Origin of the sequence: Bradyrhizobium oligotrophicum, assembly GCF_051168495.1 — a bacterium.
In the GTDB taxonomy this organism is placed as follows: domain Bacteria; phylum Pseudomonadota; class Alphaproteobacteria; order Rhizobiales; family Xanthobacteraceae; genus Bradyrhizobium; species Bradyrhizobium oligotrophicum_A.
The window spans coordinates 273,722-292,755 of record NZ_JBNPVB010000008.1; the positions used below are offsets into that span (position 1 = coordinate 273,722).

The 19,034-nt window shown below is 68.9% G+C and carries 1 protein-coding gene; it reads right to left on the reverse strand.

Annotated elements, in window-relative coordinates; translation table 11 throughout:
• Nucleotides 1-69: 69 nt before the first annotated feature.
• Nucleotides 70-19,032 carry a non-ribosomal peptide synthase/polyketide synthase gene (locus ACQR1B_RS17900; RefSeq protein WP_434834663.1) on the reverse strand — a complete coding sequence of 6,321 codons (18,963 nt, stop codon included), beginning with the start codon at nucleotides 19,030-19,032 and terminating at the stop codon, nucleotides 70-72.
• Nucleotides 19,033-19,034 lie beyond the last annotated feature (2 nt).

The following is a 19,034-nucleotide window of genomic DNA, read 5'->3' on the forward strand; positions in this document are numbered from 1 at the left end:
ACCGCTGTCGCAGACCGACATCTGCATCGGCCCGCGACAAGTCCAGCCTCGGCAAATCCCGCCTCGATCTCAGCGGCCCTTTGCCTCGGCATGCGCCGCTGCGCCGGCCTGCGCGCCCCTCGCGTTCTGCCGCTCGCGCAGAAGCGCCTTGGCCTCCGGCGACATCGTCTGCAGGATCACCAGCGCTTGTGCGATCCGCTGCGTCTGCCCGGGTCGCTCCTCCAGCGCGGTGATCGCCTGCGCCAGCTGCTCGATTGTCGGCCCGGCAAACAGCGCCCGCATCGGCAGCCTGACCTTGAAGGCCTGCCGGAGTGTGGACAGCACCGATGCCGCATGCAGCGACTGGCCACCGAGATCGAAGAAATTATCGGTCACGCCGATCCGCGGGACACCGAGCGCGTCCTGCCAGATCATCGTGATGGACTGCTCGATCGGATTGCGCGGCGCTACGCGCGGGCGATCGGGCGCCTCGGCATCCCCCGGCATCGGCAGGGCCTGGCGGTCGATCTTTCCGTTCGGCGTCAGCGGCAGCGTCTCCAGCACCACATAGGCCGAGGGCAGCATGTAGCCCGGCAGCACTGCATTCAGCGCCTCCTGCATGTGCTGACGAAGGCTCGCATCCGGCGTGCCGCGCGGCACCACATAGGCCAGCAGTCGCGCATGGCCTGCCTGGTCCGGCCTGATCACCACGACGGCATTGGCAATCGCCGGCATCGTCCGCAACGCCGCCTCGATCTCACCAAGCTCGACGCGGAAGCCGCGGATCTTCACCTGCTGGTCGAGGCGTCCGAGGAACGCGAGGCCGGCAGCGGTGCTGCGCACTTCATCGCCGGTGCGATAGGCGCGCGCACCGGGGGCTCCGAAGGCATCCGGCACGAAGCGCTCGGCCGTCAGTCCCGGCTGGCCACGATATCCTCGCGCCAATCCGGCGCCTGCAATGAGCAGCTCGCCCGGCACGAAAGCCGGTGCCACCTCCAGCGTGGAGTCCACGACATAGGTCGACGTCGCCGCGATCGGGCGACCGAGCACCATGACATCCGCAGCCGTCTGGATCAGACCGGCCTTCGACCAGATCGTCGTTTCGGTGGGTCCGTAGAGATTCCACAGCGCACGACCGCGCGTCAGCAGTTCGCCGGCCAGATCAGACGGCAAGGCCTCGCCGCCCGACCACACCGAAAGCTCGGGTGCACCGGCCCATCCTGCGGCGATCAGCATTCGCCATGTTGCCGGCGTGGCCTGCATGACCGTCGCGCGCTCGCGTTTGATGAGATCCGCCAGCTCTTCCGCATCCGCGGCCTGATCCGCACCCGCGATCACCAGCCGTGCCCCGACGGACAACGGCAGCAGGAGTTCGAGCGCCGCAATGTCGAACGACAAGGTCGTGACTGCGAGCAGCGTGTCCTCGCGCATCAGTCCCGGCGTCGCGGCAAAGCTGGCCATGACGTTGGCCAGCGCGCCTTGAGAAATTTGCACGCCTTTGGGCCGGCCGGTCGAGCCCGAGGTGAAGATGACATAGGCCAGATTGTCAGGTTGGACGACGACGGCCGGCGTCACAGCATCGGCCGCCTCATCGACGAGGTCGTCGAGCAGCAGCGGCTCGGCCGTGGTGCCGCTCGCAAGTCCATCCGCAAGCGCGCGCTGCGTCAGCACCGCGCGCGGCGCGCTTTCGGCCAGCATCAGCGCGAGCCGCGCGCGCGGGAAACGCGGGTCGAGCGGCACATAGGCCGCGCCCGCGCCGAGAACGCCGAGCAGCGCGACCACCATGTCGGCAGACCGGTCGAGACAGATGCCGACCAGATCCTCCGGTCCGAAGCCGCGCCGGATCAGCGCCGCCGTCAGACGAGCGGCGCGCGCGCTGAGCCGGCGATAGCTCAGCACCTCATCGCCGCAGACAACCGCCGTGCGATCCGGGTCGCGGGCCGCCACCTGCGCGATGCGTTCGTGCAGCGGCATCCATGCATCGGCCTCGCCGAGTTGGGCCGACGCGTGAACCGACAGGTCGAGCTCGCGGCGCGGAAACGTCGTGACAGCCTCGAGCGGTCGCGCCGGACTCTCGACGGTCGACAGCAATGTCGCGCGGCCGTGCTCCAGCACGCGCGCGACGCCTTCGCGCGAAAACCGCTTGGCATCATAGACCAGCCGCACCTGCAGCTGCTCGCCCGGCATAACAAAGCAGGTCAGCGGATAGTGCGTGCGCTCGACTGCGGCGAGATCGCGAACGGCGAAGTCGGCAAGCGGCGCCACGGCCTCGCCGAGCGGATAGTTCTGAAACACCAGGATGCTGTCGAACAGCTGTGTTCCCCGTGGCAGATCGGCGAGCTGCTGGACGTCGACCAGACGGCTGTGCTCGTGCTCGGTCAGCGTGGCGCGGGCGCCGTCGGACAGGGCGGCGAGCTGCAGCAGATTGCATCCCGCCGGCACCGCGACACGCAGCGGCAAGGTGTTGATGAACAGGCCGACGGTCGTCTCGATGTCGCTCAACTCGGCCGACCGTCCCGCGACCGTCACGCCGAAGACCACGTCGCGCCGCCCGCTGAAGCGCGCGACGAGATGCGCCCACCAGGCCTGGACGACCGCCGCCAGCGTGACATTGGCGTTGCGCGCCAGCGCAGCGAGAGCCGCCGTCGCCGCCTCCGGGAGCGCGAACTCGATCTCGCCATGAGTCTCCGCTGGAGCTGCCGAAGGCTCTGGATCCGCGGCCGGTGGCAGCAGCATCGCGCTCGGCGTATCGAAGCCCTGCAGCAGCGCGCGCCACTGCGCTCGGGCCGCGGCGTCGTCGCGTTTGGACAGCCACGCCAGATAGTCCGCATAGCGGCCAGACGGTGCGATCGGCGCAGGCGCCCCTTCGGTGAGCGCGCGATAGTGGCCCATCACTTCACCAAGCACGAGCGGCAGCGACCAGCCGTCGAGCAGCAGATGATGATGCGACCACAACAGCCGCCAACGATGCTCCGCGATCCGCATGACGCAGACCCGCATCAGCGGTGGAGAATCGAGATCGAAGCCGCGTGCGCGGTCCTCGCGTAGCATCTGCTGCCAGCGCGCCTCGCCATCGCCATCCGGCCCGTCGACCCAGCTCACCGGGCAATCCAGCCGATGGTGCACGATCGCATAGCCGCGACCGTCGCGCGCGCTGCGATGGAACGAGGCGCGCAAGGCGTCGTGACGCGTCAGCGTCCGGTCCCATGCGGCTTCGAAGGCCAGCCGATCGATGCGGCCCGCGATCTCGGCGGTGATCTGCTGCACATAGATTCCGGGCTCGTCGTCATCCAGCGCGTGGAACAGCAGGCCGTCCTGCAGCGGCGACGGCGGCAGGATGGTTTCCGTGTCGGGATGTTCAGCAAGCAGCGCATCGAGCTCGTCGTCGGCGAGCTGCAGCAGCGGAAAGTCCGAGGGCGCGGCGGCGGCCACCGGATCGCACGCCATCAGGTCCTGCAGGCTGCGCAGCATGTCCTGGGCCCGCCGTTCGACCGACGCTCGCGGGATCATCTTGCCCGGGTAGATCCAGTCGATGACCAATTCGCCATCGCTCACGCGGGCGATCAGCTCGAGCAGATAGTGCCGCTGGCCGTCCGGGTCGTGATCGTGGCCGCAAGTCTCCGGCGCCGGGTAGATGTCGATCGCCGACGCACGATCGGTCATCCCGGCGGCGTCGACCTGGCCGAGGAAATTGAACGCGATGTCACGCCGCGGCAGCGCCGCGAGCTGTGCCCTGACTTGCTGATCCGGCGACAGATGGAGCAAGGCGCCGAACTCCGCGCCATGCGCAGTCAGCGGCCGGAGGCCGCGCTTGACCGAGCGCATGAGGTCGCCGCCTGCAGCGCCGGCGGGACGCTGCACGCAGACGGGATAGAGCGCGGTGAACCAGCCCACCGTGCGCGACAGATCGAGGCCCGCCTTTCCATCGATCGCGATCTCCTCGCGGCCATGTCCTTCCAGGTCGAGCCACAGCGACGACGCCGTGTCAGCGGGCGACAAGGCGTCCAGCAGTGCGGCCAGCAGAATTTCCTCCGGCCGGGCGCGCAGCCGGCCTGGTGCGGCGCGCAGCAGCGCCGTCGTCTGCGCGGCCGCGAGTTTGACCCGCACCGTGGCTGCGTCCTTGACGAGATTGTCCGCCGGCACCGACAGGACGCGGCCGCCTTCGGCAAGCCGCTCGAGCGCAGATCCAGCCAATGGTAGCTCGGCCAGCGCAAGCCATGGCGCCGCATCTGCGGCACGGGCACGCGCATCGAGGCTGAGGACCCACTCCGAATAGGAGCTGGACGGCGGCGGCAATGCGACCGGGCTTCCCAGCATCACCTGCCGCAAGGCCGTCGCCAGATCCTCCAACAGGATCCGCCATGACACGGCGTCAACGACGAGGTGATGCAGCACCAGGAGCAGCCGGCCGGACTCGTGGCCTCGGCCGAAATAGACGGCGCGGCCGACCGGACCGGCATCCAGATCCAATCCCGCCTGGGCCAGCTCGGCACGCGACGCGAGCTCGGCCTGCCAGTCGCTGGCCGCCGAGAGGTCGACGACATCGAACGCCACGCCGTTCTCGACGTTCGGCGCAACATAGTGCTGCTGCCAGCCGGCCGATGTGCGACGGAAGCGCAGGCGTGTCGCGTCATGGAGCACCGTAACAGCGCGAACGGCGCGCTCGACCTGCTCTGCCTCGAGCGCAGCAGGCACCGTGAGCAGGATCGACTGATTCCAATGCGCCGCACGGCCGGGCGCTAGTCCGGCCGCGGCGATCGCGTCGAGGCGTGCCAGGAAGTCGCGCTGGATCGGCGCGAGCGGCACGATGCCGGCGGCAGCGCGCGGTGGCTTTGCCGCTGCCGTATCCGCAGCGAGCGGCACGAGCTGCGGTGCGAGCCGCGCAATCGTCGGCTGCTCGAGGATGCGCCGAGGTGACAGCCGCCAGCCGGCGCTGCGCAGCCGCGACACGATCTGCAGCGCCAGGATCGAATCGCCGCCGAACTCGTAGAAATCGTCGGCGATGCCGACCTCGGGCACGCGGAGAATGTCGGCGAAGATCTCGGCCAGTAATCGCTCGGTCTCGCTGCGCGGCGCGACATGGCTAAGCACCGCCCTGCCCGCCGCAGGATCGGCGCTCATGGCGGCCAGCGCTCGGCGGTCGATCTTGCCGCTGGCGGTCTGCGGCAGGACGTCGTGATGCACGAAGGTAGCAGGAATCAGCGCGCGCGGCAGCCGCTCGGCGAGATGGCTGCGCAGATCGTCTGCAACGGCCGAGCCGACGAGATGCGCCACGAGCCGCTTGCGCGGACCGTCGTCGAGCAGCAGCGTCACGGCCTCGCGCACCGCCTCATGCGCGCGCAGCGCCGCGTCGATCTCACCAAGCTCGATCCGTTGTCCGTAGAGCTTGACCTGATCGTCGGCCCGGCCGCGAAACTCGAGATCGAACGCCGGATCATCAACTGTGACGTTCAGCCAGCGCGCGCGATCGCCGGTTGCATAGAGCCGTGCGCCGGCCTCGCCCGTGAACGCGTCGGGAATGAAGCTCGCGGCCGTCCAGCCGGGGCGACCGGCATAGCCGCGCGCCAGTCCGGCGCCGCCGAGATACAACTCGCCGTCGGTCCCTGCCGGGACGAGCCTCCGGGCGGCATCGTCGAGCACGAACGCCGACATGCCGTCGACCGGCCTGCCGATGGCAACGAAGCGATGCTCGGCACGGATGACGCTGGTGATCGCGTCGATGGTGGCTTCGGCCGGTCCATAGAGGTTGACGAGCTCGGTGCTGAGGTGAGCTGTCGCAACACGTCGCGCGAGATCGCGCGACAGCGGCTCGCCGCCGACGAACAGGCGGCGCAGGCTTTCGCAGCGGCTCCAATCCGGCTCGTCCAGCAGCGCGGCCAGGAGCGTCGGCACCAATTGCAGAATGCTGACGCTGTTGTCGCGGATCACGCGCACGAGGTGGTCCGCGTCGCGATGCGATCCATCCGGCACCAGGACGAGCGCGGCCCCCTCGACCAAAGGCGCCCAGAACTCCCACACCGATGCATCGAACGACACCGGCGTCTTCTGCAGCACCCGGTCATCCGGACGAAGCGGAAACACGCGGCGCATCCACGCCATGTGATTGGCGATGCAGCGATGCGTGATCTGCACGCATTTCGGCCGTCCGGTGGAGCCCGAGGTCGAGATCACATAAGCAAGATTGTCCAGCACGACGGACACCGCCGGTGCCGTCGCGGGCAGACCCGCGAGCCGATCGGATCGCAACGCGACGAGCGCGACCGTGTCAGGCCAGGCGCGCCCCGCCATCGTATCGTCGACGACGAGCGTCCGCGCGCCGGCATCCGCGATCACCTCGGCGAGCCGCGCGCGCGGCTGCTCGGTATCGAGCAGCAGATAGGCTGCGCCTGCGCGCAGGATGGCCAGCATCGCCACTACGCGATCACAGGAGGATTCCGTGCACACGGCCACGACCGCATCCGGCCGCACGCCTTGCGCGATCAGGAGATGTGCGAGCTGGCTGGCGCGCCGGTCGAGGGCCGCGAAGGTCATCGATCGATCGCCTGAGATCACTGCGACGGCGTCAGGCGTGCGCGCGATCTGATCGGCGACGAGCTCGTGCAGGCAGGCCGGCGCCGATGGTTGCCGGGCTCGTCCTGCGGCGATCAGCGCGTCGACATGGACAGCGTCGAGAACATCGGCTGCGCCCACATCCTCATCCGAATGATGGGCGAGGCGCTCCAGGACGCGGCCATAGATGCGGGCGTAGTTCGCGCCCTGCTCGGCCGTGATGGCGTTGATGTCGAGGTCGAGACTGCCCGCAAGCGCCTTCGCCTCGATCGTGAGGCCGAAATTGACCGCGAGCGTGAAGCCGGTCTCCTCGACCCCGCGTCCGCCCAGGACCCGAAACGAATCATGCATCCGCAGCGCCTGCTCGAAGACGTGGAAATGCACGAAGTTGAAGTCGGTCTCGAACAGGGCCTGTCCGGCGAGACGCTGGATCTCCGCCAGCGGGAAGCGGCGGCGGGATTCGATCTGCTTCTCGACCTGATGCACCTGCGCCACGAGCGCGCGCCAGCTGCCGGCCTCGACCCGCAGCCGGAACGGCAACGTGCCCAGGAAGAGACCGAGCACGCGCTCGCCGTCCTGCTGCTCGGGCCGTCCGTTCGTCACCAGTCCGGTGACGACATCGGTCTCGCCGCAGATGACGCCGAGAGCACGGGCATGCGCCGCGAGCAGCACGCTGCGCAGCGGCACGCCGCACTCGCCGGCCAATTGTTCGAGCCGCCGCGACGTCTCGGCCGTGATGGGAATCGCGAACGACTGCACCCGCCGTCCCGGCGCGGCCTCGTGCGAGCCGGGTAGTCGCGGCAGCAGCGTCGGGCTGGCACCCTCTACATAGTCCGACCAGAAGGCCCGCTCGTCCTGATCGGCGAGCACCTCGCGCTCGATGGCGACATAGTCGCGGAAGCTTGCCGCCGGTGGCGGCGGCAGCGGCGCAACGGGATAGCGGAGACGATCGGCATAGGCGGCGAACAGCTCGGTAAGCAAGGTCGCCACGCTCCAGCCGTCGAGAATGGCGTGGTGGAAGCTGAGGCTGAGCTGGAACGTCGCCGCCGAGCGACGATGGACCTGCACCCGCAACAGCGGGGCTTGCGCGAGATCGAACGCATTCGCGGTCTCCGCGCGCGCCCACGCATCGATCCTTTGATCCTGCGCGTCAGCGACCAACCCGATGAGGTCATCGACATCAAGCGGAATCGTCGCCTGGCGATGCACGAATTGCAGCGGCTCCGGCCCGAGACCGATCCGTACGCTCGAACGCAGGACGTCATGCCGGGCAGCGACGACCGCCAGCGCGTCCTGCAGGGCCTCGTGGTCCCACGGCGCCTGCAGGTGGTAGGTCATCACATCGTGATAGGTGGTTGCCGCGCCGGCATCGAGCGTCTCCAGCAGCATGCCCTGTTGGAGACGCGTCAGCGGATAGGCCGCCTCGATATCGGCATCCAGCACGCCCGCGACGTCAGGCGCCACGAGTTCGAAAGCCCCGGTCTTCCGGTCGACCGGCCGGACCGCCGGCCCCGCTGCCGCGAGACCGGCGGCGAGCCCGGCCACCGTCGGGTGATTGAAGAGGTCGCCGAATTCGAGAGCTATGCCGGCGGCGCGCGCCCGCGACAGCACGCGGATGCTGCGGATAGAGTCTCCGCCGAGCGCGAAGAAATTGTCGTGAACGCCGACACGATCGAGCTCCAGCCCGGCGGCAAATGCCGCGGCGAGGATGCGCTCGACATCGTTTCGAGGCGCGACGAAGGTCGTTGCGCGCGTGCCTTCGCCCTGTTCCGGCGATGGCAGGGCCCGGCGGTCGATCTTGCCGTTGACGGTCAAGGGCAGCTCGTCGAGCAGCACGAACAGCGACGGGATCATGTAGTCGGGCAGCTTGCGGGCAAGATGCTCGCGCAGCGTCTCGACCGACGCCTGTCCCCGAGGAACGACATAGGCGACGAGGCGCTGGCGCGCTGGGCTCGCAGCGGCAAAGGCCTGGACTGTGGTCATGGCCACGGCCGGGTTGTCCAGCAGCGCCGCCTCGATCTCGCCAAGCTCGATGCGGAAGCCGCGCACCTTCACCTGCTGGTCGATGCGACCGAGATATTCGATGTCGTCAGCCCTCTGCCGCACGAGATCGCCGCTGCAGTAGAGCCGTTCGCCGCCGGGCGCCGGCAGAAAACGCTCGGCGGTCAGCGCCGGGCGATGCAGATAGCCGCGGGCGACACCGGCGCCGCCGACGAAGAGCTCACCGACCACGCCCGACGGCAGGGGCTGGCCGAACGGATCGTGCACCGCCAAGGACAGGTCAGCAAGCGCATGACCGATGACGCTGCCCGACCCGGCCGCGATGTCGGCCTGGCGGATGCCCCGCTCGGTGACGTGAACGGTCGTCTCGGTGATCCCGTACATGTTGGTGAGGCACGGCCGCGTCTCGCCACGGCGCGCGACCCAGTCGCGCAGCTCTTCGAGCTGCAGCGCCTCGCCGCCGAAGATGACGTGACGCAGCGCCAGCGGCGGCGGCTCGTCGCCCTGCTGTCGCGCCGCATCGGTTGCGGCCAGTTGCCTGAACGCGGACGGCGTCTGGCTCAGGATGGTCACACCCTCGCGCTGCAACAGCTCGTGCATGCGTTCCGGCGAGCGACTGACGTCATGCGGCACGATGACCAGGCGCCCGCCATGCAGGAGCGCGCCCCAGATCTCCCAGACCGAGAAGTCGAACGCCACCGAATGGAACAGCGTCCAGACGTCATCCGCCGTCGGCACAAAGCGCCGCTGCGTCACGTCGAACAGGCGGGTGACATTGGCATGCGTGATCACGCAGCCCTTGGGACGGCCGGTCGAGCCCGAGGTGTAGATCACATAGGCGGCGTTTGCCGGCGAGAGATCGGGCGCCGGCGCCGTCGGCGGATGCCGCGCGATCGCGGCCGCATCGCGATCGAGCGCGATGAACGACGCGACGCCGCGCACCGCCGGATCGAGCGCATCGAGCAACACTGATTCGGTGACGACGAGTTTCAGCCCGGCATCGTCGATCATGCTGCCGATGCGCTCGGCCGGCGCTCTGGGATCAATCGACACATAGGCCGCACCGGCCTGCAGGATGCCGAGGATGGCAACGACCACGTCCACGCTGCGGTCGAAATACAGTCCGACCAGTTGCTCCGGCCCGACGCCGGCCTGTCTCAGATGATGGGCCAGACGGCTGGCGCGCGCGCTGAGCGCGCGATAGGTCAGCACGCTGTCGCCACAACTGATGGCAATCCGCTCAGGATAAGCAGCCGCTGCTGTCGCAAAGCGCATCGGAAGCGTCTCGTCCCGACCATGCGCAACCGACGTCGGCGCAGGCTGCGATGAGGGAACGAGGCTCCAACTATCGACTGCCCCCACCTGGCCGCTGGAGAGCGTCTCCAGCAGATGCTGCAGACAGGCGAGCATCGTGTCCACGCCCGCATCGCCGATCCGGCGGCGGTCGAACAGCGCGCGCAGGCGGAGCTGGCGGCCGGGCACGACGGACAGCGACAACGGATAGTGCGTCCGCTCGACGCCACGCGTTGCGGCCACCTCGATATCGCGGAAACCGGCGGCCAGCGCTTCGTCGACCGGATAGTTGTCGAAGGCGATCAGCGTCTCGAACAGCGGCACGCCCTGCTCGACACCGCTGGCGCGCTGGATGTCGACGAGACGGCAATGGTCGAACTCGCGTAGCGCGAGCTGCTGCGCCTGCAGGTCGTGCAGCCAGTCGACCACCGGTGCGCCGCGCTGAATCCGCACACGCTGCGGCAGCGTGTTGATGAAGAGGCCGATCATGCGATCGGCGCCCTCCAGCTCCGCAGGGCGGCCCGCCATGGTCACGCCGAACACGACATCATCGCTGTGGGCGTAGCTCGCCAGCAGCCGGGCCCAGGCTCCGGTCAAAACCGAATTGAGCGTCAGGCGATGCTTGCGCGCGAACGCCTCGATCCGGGCGGTCGCGGCTTCGGACAAGGACAGCGCCAGTTCGCCCGCCGCGTCGAAATCATCCATGGCGGCGGCGGCCGGCAGGGAGAGCCGGGTCGGCGTCGTGACATCGCCGAGCGTGGCGCGCCAGAAGGCCTCGGCACGGCTGCGGTCCTGGCGCTGCAGCCACGCGATGTAGTCGCGATAGGGCCGCCGGACGGCGGGCTCGACTGCGGTCCCGTTGCGCCGGGCCTCGTAGCCGTCGAGCACCTCGCGCAGCACGAGGCCGATGCACCAGCCATCGAGCAGCACGTGATGATGCGTCCACAGAAAGTGCCAGTGCCGCTCGGCGCGCCGCACCAGGGTCACGCGCGTCAGAGGCGCGCAATCGAGTGCAAGTCCACGGCGCCGATCATCCCGTAGCAGTACGGCCATCCCGGCGTCCTGCGCGGACGGATCGATGCCGCACCAATCCTGGACGGTGACGTCGAGCTCGGCCGACGGCAGGACCAGAAAATGCGGCTCGTCGAGACCCTCCCAGACGAAGCGTCCGCGGAAGATCGCATGCCGCCGCACGACATCCCGCCAAGCCATCTCGAACGCACCGACATCGAGGTCGCCCCGCAGCTCGCCATGAAGCTGCTGCAGATAGAGATCGCTGCCGGGAGCCGCGAGAGCATGAAACAGCAGGCCCTGCTGCATCGGCGACAACACATGGAGGTCTTCGATCGGCCCGCACGCCTGCTCCAGGCGCGCGAGCGCCTCGCCGCCGATGCGGCTCAACGGGAAGTCCGACGGCGTATGTGCCCCCGCGCCGGGATGCAGGCAGTGGTCGATCAGGGCCCGCAGATGGCGCTCGAAGCCATCGGCCAGCCGCGCGATGGTGTCGCGGTCGTGCAGCGCGTCGGAGAACTGGAACGAGGTCACGAGTTCGCCGCGACGGACCATCGCGACGATGTCGAGAACATGGCTGCGCAACTCGTCGCCATGCTGGCCCTGTCCCGACGGCAGGTCCGTGAGCTTGAGCAGCGCGCCGTCGTCGTTGGCCTGATCGAACTGGCCGAGATAGTTGAAGGTGATCCGCGGCTCCGGCACCTGCGCGAGCCGGCGCTGCAGCTCATGATCCTCGGAATAGGCAACCGCCAGGCCGAAGGGCGTGCCGCCCGCCGGGATCTGCCGCAGCTGTTCCTTCACGGCGCACAAGGTGGCGCCGATGCCGCCGGCGACGGGCAGTTCGAGACTCACCGGATAGACCGCGGTGAACCAGCCGATCGTGCGCGACAAGTCGAGGTCGAGGCCTTGCAGGGCTTCGCGCCCATGGCTTTCGAGATCGAGCAGGACGCGCGGCGCGCCCGTCCACTCCGCGAGCGCCGCGGCACAGGCCGCAACGAGCGGCTCCTGCGCGCGGGTATGATAGGCCCTGGGAACCTTGCGCAGCAGCGCAGCGGTCGTCTCGACGTCCAGCACGATGTCGATGCCTTTGAGGCTCGCCGCGGTGTTGGCGGCAGCGGCAGCCGGGCGATCGATGGGAAGCGGCGGCGGCGCGATGTCGGCCAGCGCCAGCCAGTAGTCGACCGGCAGCGCCGCGGTCGCCGCATAGCTGCGCAGGCGCCGCGCCCAGGTCGCGAACGGCACGCTCCTGCCGAGCGGCTCAGGCGCCCTGCCCTCCAACTGCTCCTTCAGGCGCTGCTGCACGCCCTCGGTCAGGATGCGCCACGACACGCCGTCGATGACGAGGTGGTGCGCGACCAGCAGCAGATGCGACGGCTCGCCAACCGCACGCGCCGGGAAGATCACGGCCCGCGCGAGCGGACCGTGAGCAAGATCGAGCCCGGCCTGTGCCTGCTCGGCCAACGGCGCGATCCAATGCTCCATCGCGTCGCGCGTCATCGGCACATCGTGCGGCACGGTTGCGACCACGCAAGGCAGCGGCTCGGCGCTCGGCTCCGCGTCTGGCAGTCGCTGCACCGGCGCTTCCGCGGACTCATAGCGCAGCCGCAACGCGTCATGCTCCGCGGCAACATCGTGCAACGCCTGTTGCAGCATCGCGGGCGTCACGCGCGGGTCGACCTCAAGAACGACGGACTGGTTCCAGCGGTCGGCATGCGTCAGGCCGCGGGCGAAGAACCAGCGCTGGATCGGCGTCAGCGGCACATCGCCCGCCAGGACCTCTGACGTTTCCGCGGCTGCCGTCTCAGCCAGAGCCGCGAGTTCGCGCACCGTCGGGTGCTCGAACACGTTGCGCGGCGAGATGCGCAGGCCTGCCGCGAGCGCGCCCGAGACGATCTGCAAGCTGAGAATCGAATCTCCGCCGTGCTCGAAGAAGTTGTCGTCGATGCCGACCCGCGGCAGTCCCAGCACCTTGGTGAACAGCCCGCACAGCAGATCCTGCTGCGGCGTCCGCGGCCCCTCCTGCAGCGTGGGCACGACCTCTGGCGCCGGCAGCGCCCGCCGGTCCAGCTTGCCGCTGGTGGTCAACGGCAGCCGGTCGAGCAGCACGATCGCGGCCGGCACCATGTAGTCCGGAAGGATGCGGCCGAGCTGCGCCCGCAGCGCCGCCGGATCGATGGCCTCGCCCGCACGCGGGACCACATAGCCTAGGAGACGCTGATGTCCGGCCACATCCTCGCGCGCGATCACCGCCGCCTGCGCCACGCCGGCGCAGGACGCAAGGGCGGCCTCGATCTCGCCCGGCTCGATCCGGAAGCCACGGATCTTCAGCTGCGCATCGGCGCGCCCGGCGAATTCGAGCAACCCGTCGGCGCGCCGCCGCGCCAGGTCCCCGGTCCGGTACATGCGGCTTCCGGGCGGGCCGTAAGGATTGGCGACGAAACGCTCTGCCGTCAGGCCGGGGCGGCCGCGATAGCCGCGCGCAAGCCCGATGCCTGCGATGTGAAGCTCGCCCGCCTCGCCGGCCGCGACATGCCGAAGGCCGAACTCCTGCCCGGACTCCAGCACATGGAGGCTGTAGTTCGGCAGCGGCCGGCCGATCGGAATATCGACGCCCGCCTGCTCGCCCTCGATCGTGAACGCGGCGGCATCGATGGTCGCTTCCGTCGGACCATAGAGATTGGTGAGCCTGACGACCTCGATGTGGTCCGGCAGCCGGCGCACGAAGCCGGTGGTCAGCGCCTCTCCGCCCAAGGCGAGATGCTCCAGCAGCAGCCTCGCGGGCGCGCCTGGGAGCACCGAGCCGAGGAACGACGGCACGCAGCTGATGAAGGTGACTCTATCCTGCACCACCTGCCGCCAGAAGTCCGCCGGCTGCTCCCGCGTCGCATTGCTGACGACGATTGCGGCGCCGCCGCCGACCAGCGGCAGCAGCGTCTGCTCGATCGCCGCATCGAAGCCGCTGGAGATGACGAGCGCCGACCGGAAGTCGCGCCCCACGGCGAAGTCGTCGCGCAAGGTGATGAGCTTGTTGGCGAGACCGGCATGGCTGACCACGACGCCTTTCGGCGTGCCGGTGGATCCCGACGTGTAGATGACGTAGGCGGCGTTCTGTGGGTGGAGATTCAACTCCGGCGCGGTGGCGGGCCGCTCTGCGATCGCCGACCGATCCGTATCAAGCAGGACGACAGCGCGCCGCTCATCCTGTCCGCACATGCGATCGCGCAGCGCTGCATAGGTTACGAGCACGGATGCGCCGGCATCGTCGAGCATGAAGCCGATGCGATCGTCCGGATAGCTCGGATCGAGCGGCAGGTACGCGCCGCCGGCCTTCAAGATGCCGAGCATGCCGACCAGCAGCGCCGGCGAACGCTCGACGCAGAGGCCGACCACGCTCTCCGGCCCGACGCCGAGCTCGCGCAGATGATGCGCGAGCCGATTGGCCTCGGCTTCGAGACCCCCATAGCTGAGGCTCTCGTCCCGGCTCACGACCGCGACCGCGTCGGGCGTGTCGGCCGCTTGCGTGGCGAATAACTCGGGGAACGTGACCGCCGGCAAGTCCCGCGCAGTGTCGTTCCAGTCAGGCTGCTCTGCCGCGCGATAATCGTCCTGTTCCGCCGGAGACGGAACGCCCCAGTCGCCGACGAGCCGCAGCGAATCCTGCGGGACGGTCACGGCGGCACGCAACAGCATCGCCAGATCGCGCAGCACGCGCGCGCTCACATCCTCGCTGAAGCGCGCCCGGTCGTAATAGAGCCGCAACGTCAGGCTCGGCCCAGGGATCGCCGCGACGGCGAACGGATAGTTCGTGCGTTCGAGGAAGGTCACCGGACCGAGCGCAAGCCCCTCTGGCTGCTGCAGATTGGCCGGATCGACCGGGTAGTTCTCATACACCAGCAGCGTCTCGAACAGGCGCTCGCGGGCCCTCACTTTGGTCTCGCGCTGGATATCGACGAGGCGGGTATGCTCGTGGACACGCATCGCCGCCTGCTGCGCCTGCAGCTCGCGCAACCATTCGCCAAGCGGCTTGTCGGCGTCGAGCCGCACCCGCATCGGCAGCGTGTTGATGAACGGGCCGATCATGTACTCGAAGCCCTCGAGCTCCGATGGCCGCCCCGACACGGTCACGCCGAACACGACGTCATCGCTGCTGGAATAGGCGGCGAGGACGCGCGCCCAGCATGCCGAGACGACCGTGTTCACCGTCACGTGCTGGCTACGTGCCCAGTCCTGCAGCGCGGCCGTCTCCTCGGCGGACAGCACGAGATCGCGCTCGCCGGTCCCGGCGGCGGCAGGCTGGCCGGCCGATGCACGCTCCAGCGCGTCGAGCCGATTTGGCGCGGTGAACCCGTCCAGATAACCGCGCCAGAAGCTGCGCGCCGCCGCGGCGTCCTGGGTCGCGAGCCAGGCGATGAAGTCACGGTAAGGCCGGCGCTGTGGCAGCACCGGCTCGGCGCCGCGCCGGTAGGCGTCATAGGCAGCCAGCACCTCGCCGACCACCAGCGACAGACACCAGCCGTCGAGGATCAGGTGATGATGGGTCCAGATCCAATGCCATCGCCCCGGCCCGAGCTGGAGCAGAATGACGCGCATCAGCGGCGCCTCGCGGAAATCAAATCCGCGCGCGCGATCGCGGCCGAGCATCGCATTAAGCCGCGCCTCCTGCTCCGACGGCGCCAGCTCGCGCCAATCCTCGCGTTCGAGCGCGAAGCGGACGCTGCGCGCCACGCGTTGCACCGCCTTCTCGCGGTCACGCCAGTGGAATGAGGTGCGCAACACGTCGTGGCGGTCGATCACGGTCTGCCACGCCCGGGTGAAGGCGCCGACATCGAGCTCACCTTGCAGCGGCGCGTGCAGCTGCTCGACATAGTGGCCAGCCTCGGGCGCGTAGAGGCTCTGGAAGAGCAATCCCTCCTGCAGCGGCGTCAGCGCATATTCGTCCTCGCTGTCGCCGAAGACGGCGTGCACCTCGCTGGCAGGCTGGGGCGCCTCGGTGGCCGCAACGGCGCTGCGGCGCCTGTCGCGGACGGCCGACGCCGGCCGGGCGCGTGCTGCGAGATCGCCGACGGTCTGGCATTCGATCAGATCGCGGCGGCCGACGCTGAAGCCCGCGCGGCCGATGCGCGCGGCCATCTGCAGCATCATGATCGAATCGCCGCCGAGCGCGAAGAAGTTGTCGCGCAGGCCGACGCGCTCGACGCCGAGCATCTCCTCCCAGATCGCGGCGATGCGCTTCTCGATTTCCGTGCGCGGCGCCACGAACGTATCGCGAGCTGTGTCCTGGCCGAAATCGGGGGCTGCGAGCGCGTTGACGTCGAGCTTGCCGTTCTGGGTCAGCGGCAGAGCATCAAGCAGAACGTAGGCGGCCGGCACCATATAGCCCGGCAGGGCAGCGGCGCAGGCCTCGCGCAGCGCCGTCGGCGAGCATTGTTTCGGATCCGCCGGAACGCCGTAGACCACCAGCCGCATTGTCCCGTCATCATCACGCGGCAGCACCGCCACGTCGCGCAGGCCAGCGGTGCGCAGCACCTGCTCGATCTCGCCGAGCTCGATGCGAAAGCCGCGGATCTTGACCTGGGTGTCGAGCCTGCCGAAGAACGCCAGCCCACCGTCGCCGACCCAGCGCACGCGATCGCCGGTGCGATACAGCCGGCCCGCGCCGAACGGGTCCGGAACGAAGCGTTCTGCAGTCAGTCCCGGCCGGCCGAGATAGCCGCGCGCGACACCGCGGCCGCCGACGAACAGCTCACCCGGCGTGCCGATCGGCACCAGCTCAAGATGCGGATCGAGCACGACCAGCGACAGGTCGTCGATCGCCCGGCCGATGACGCTGGCCGCGCCCCGCGCGGTGTCGGCGATGCTGATACGGCGATGCGTCACATGCACGGTGGTCTCGGTGATACCGTACATGTTGGTGAGGACGGGGCGGTCGTCGCCGTGACGCGCGAACCAGGCCGACAGCTTGGCCGGATCGAGCGCCTCGCCCCCGAAGATGACATGACGCAGGGCAAGGCTCTTGACGTCGGCGCCAGCGGCGGCCGCGCGCTCATCAGCGGCATCGAACTGGGCGAACGCGGACGGCGTCTGGTTGAGGACCGTCACGCCCTCCCGGTCAACCAGCTCGCGGAACGCATCCGGAGTCCGGCTCACCGCATGCGAGACGATGACCAGACGGCCGCCATAGAGCAGCGCGCCCCAGATCTCCCAGACCGAGAAATCGAACGCGTAGGAGTGAAACAGCGTCCACACGTCGCTGCTGTCGAAGCCGAAAATGTCGGCGGTCGCGGTGAACAGCCCGGTGGCGTTCCCGTGCGTGACGACGACGCCTTTCGGCTTTCCAGTCGACCCGCTGGTGTAGATCACATAAGCCGCATCAGCAGGACTGATCGGCACGTCGACGACGCCTTCGGCGTCGACATCGCCGGCGTCGTCGATGCGGATGACCGGCGCCGCGGGAACCGCCATTGCCAGCGTATCGGCGATGGACGACGCAGCCGCATGGGTCACCACGGCCGAGACCTGGCTGTCGGTGAGCATGAAAGCGAGACGTGCGGTGGGATAGGCCGCATCGAGCGGGACATAGGCGGCCCCGGCGCGCAGGATGCCGAGGATCGCGACCACGAGATCGGTCGAACGCTCCACCGCTAGCGCCACGCGATCGCCGCGACGGACACCGGCTGCTTGTAGGCGGCGGGCCACACTCGCAGAGCGCCTGGCCAGCGCGGCATAGGTCAGTTCGTCGTCCTGCAACGACACCGCGACGCGATCGGGGAAGCACGCGGCAATCCGCCCGAACCATTCGGTCAGGGTGATCTCTGGAGATGCGTTCAGCACCGGACCGCGGCGTGTGCCGAGCAGGTCATCCAGCTCCGCCGGCGCGACGATCGGCATCGCTCCGATGCGCGCCTGCGGATTGGCGCAGGCTGCGCGAAGGACCAGCTCGAAACTTGAGGCCAGACGCCGCACGGTGGTCGCGTCGTAGAGATCGGTGCTGTACTCGATCCGCAGGTCGAGCCGGCGCGGCGTCTCCTCGCAGATCACGGTCATGTCGAACTTGGCGGTGTCCGTGAACACGGGCAGGATCTCGATCGTCAGCCCCGGCAGCTCGAGCTCGGCGCGCGGGGCGTTCTGAAGCGCGAACATCAGATCGCAGAACGGCCGCCGGCCCGGCCGCCGCTCCGGCTTCAGCGCGCTGACGAGCTTGTCGAACGGAACGTCCTGATTGTCCCAGGCCGCGAGCGTGGTCTGGCGCACCCGCGCGACCAGCTCGGCAAAGGTCGGATCGCCGCTCACATCGACGCGCAGCACCTGGGTGTTGACGAAGAAGCCGATCAGCGGCTCGATGTCGGTGTGGTTGCGCCCGGCAACCGGCGAGCCGACGACGATCTCGTCGGCCTGCGTGTGCCGCTGCATCACGACCTTGAACGCGGCGAGCAGCACCATGAACAGCGTCGCACCGAGGCTGTTGGCGAGTTGGCGAGCGCCGGCAAGAACATCGAGCTCGAAACATTCCGTTGCGCCGCGCGTGCCCGGCACCGGCGGCCGCGGATGGTCGGGAAGCACTTCGGTCGCATGCACGGGCGCGCGAAGCTGCTCACGCCAATAGTCGAGCTGGCGCGGCTCCAGCACTTCCAGGCGCTCGCGTTCCCAATCCGCGAAATCAGCATATTGGATGTCCAACGGCGGCAGCACCGGACGGCCGCCGGTCGCAAAGGCGCTGTAGAACGCGGAAAACTCGCTGATGAAGATGCCGATCGACCAGCCGTCGGTGACGAGGTGGTGCATGGTCACGAGCAGGACTGCGCTGCGATCGTCCAGATCGAAGATCACTGCGCGGATCAGCGGCCCGCGCGCGAGATCGAACGGACGATGGATCTCACTCCGGATGGCCTCGTCCAGCTCGGCTTCCGCGATCCGGCCGGCGGCGCGGATCGCGACCGGCAGATGCGGATGGATGACCTGCACGGTCTCGCCCTGCGCAAGGTCAAAGGTCGTGCGCAGCATCTCATGGCGATCGATCAGCGCATCCAGGCTCTGCTGCAACGCGCGCCGATCCAGCACGCCGCGCAGACGCAGCGCCGCGGGGACATGATAGGCCGGATTGGCCGGATCGAGCGACACCTGCTGCCACAGCCGCGCCTGCGCCGAGCTGAGCGGCGCGACGTCAACCGTCATGTCGAAGCTGTCGGCTACGCTGCTCATCC

Bases quoted from the DNA above. Each gene is read 5' to 3' on its own strand.
- ACQR1B_RS17900 (WP_434834663.1), bottom strand. From the start codon at position 19,032: ATGAGCAGCGTAGCCGACAGCTTCGACATGACGGTTGACGTCGCGCCG.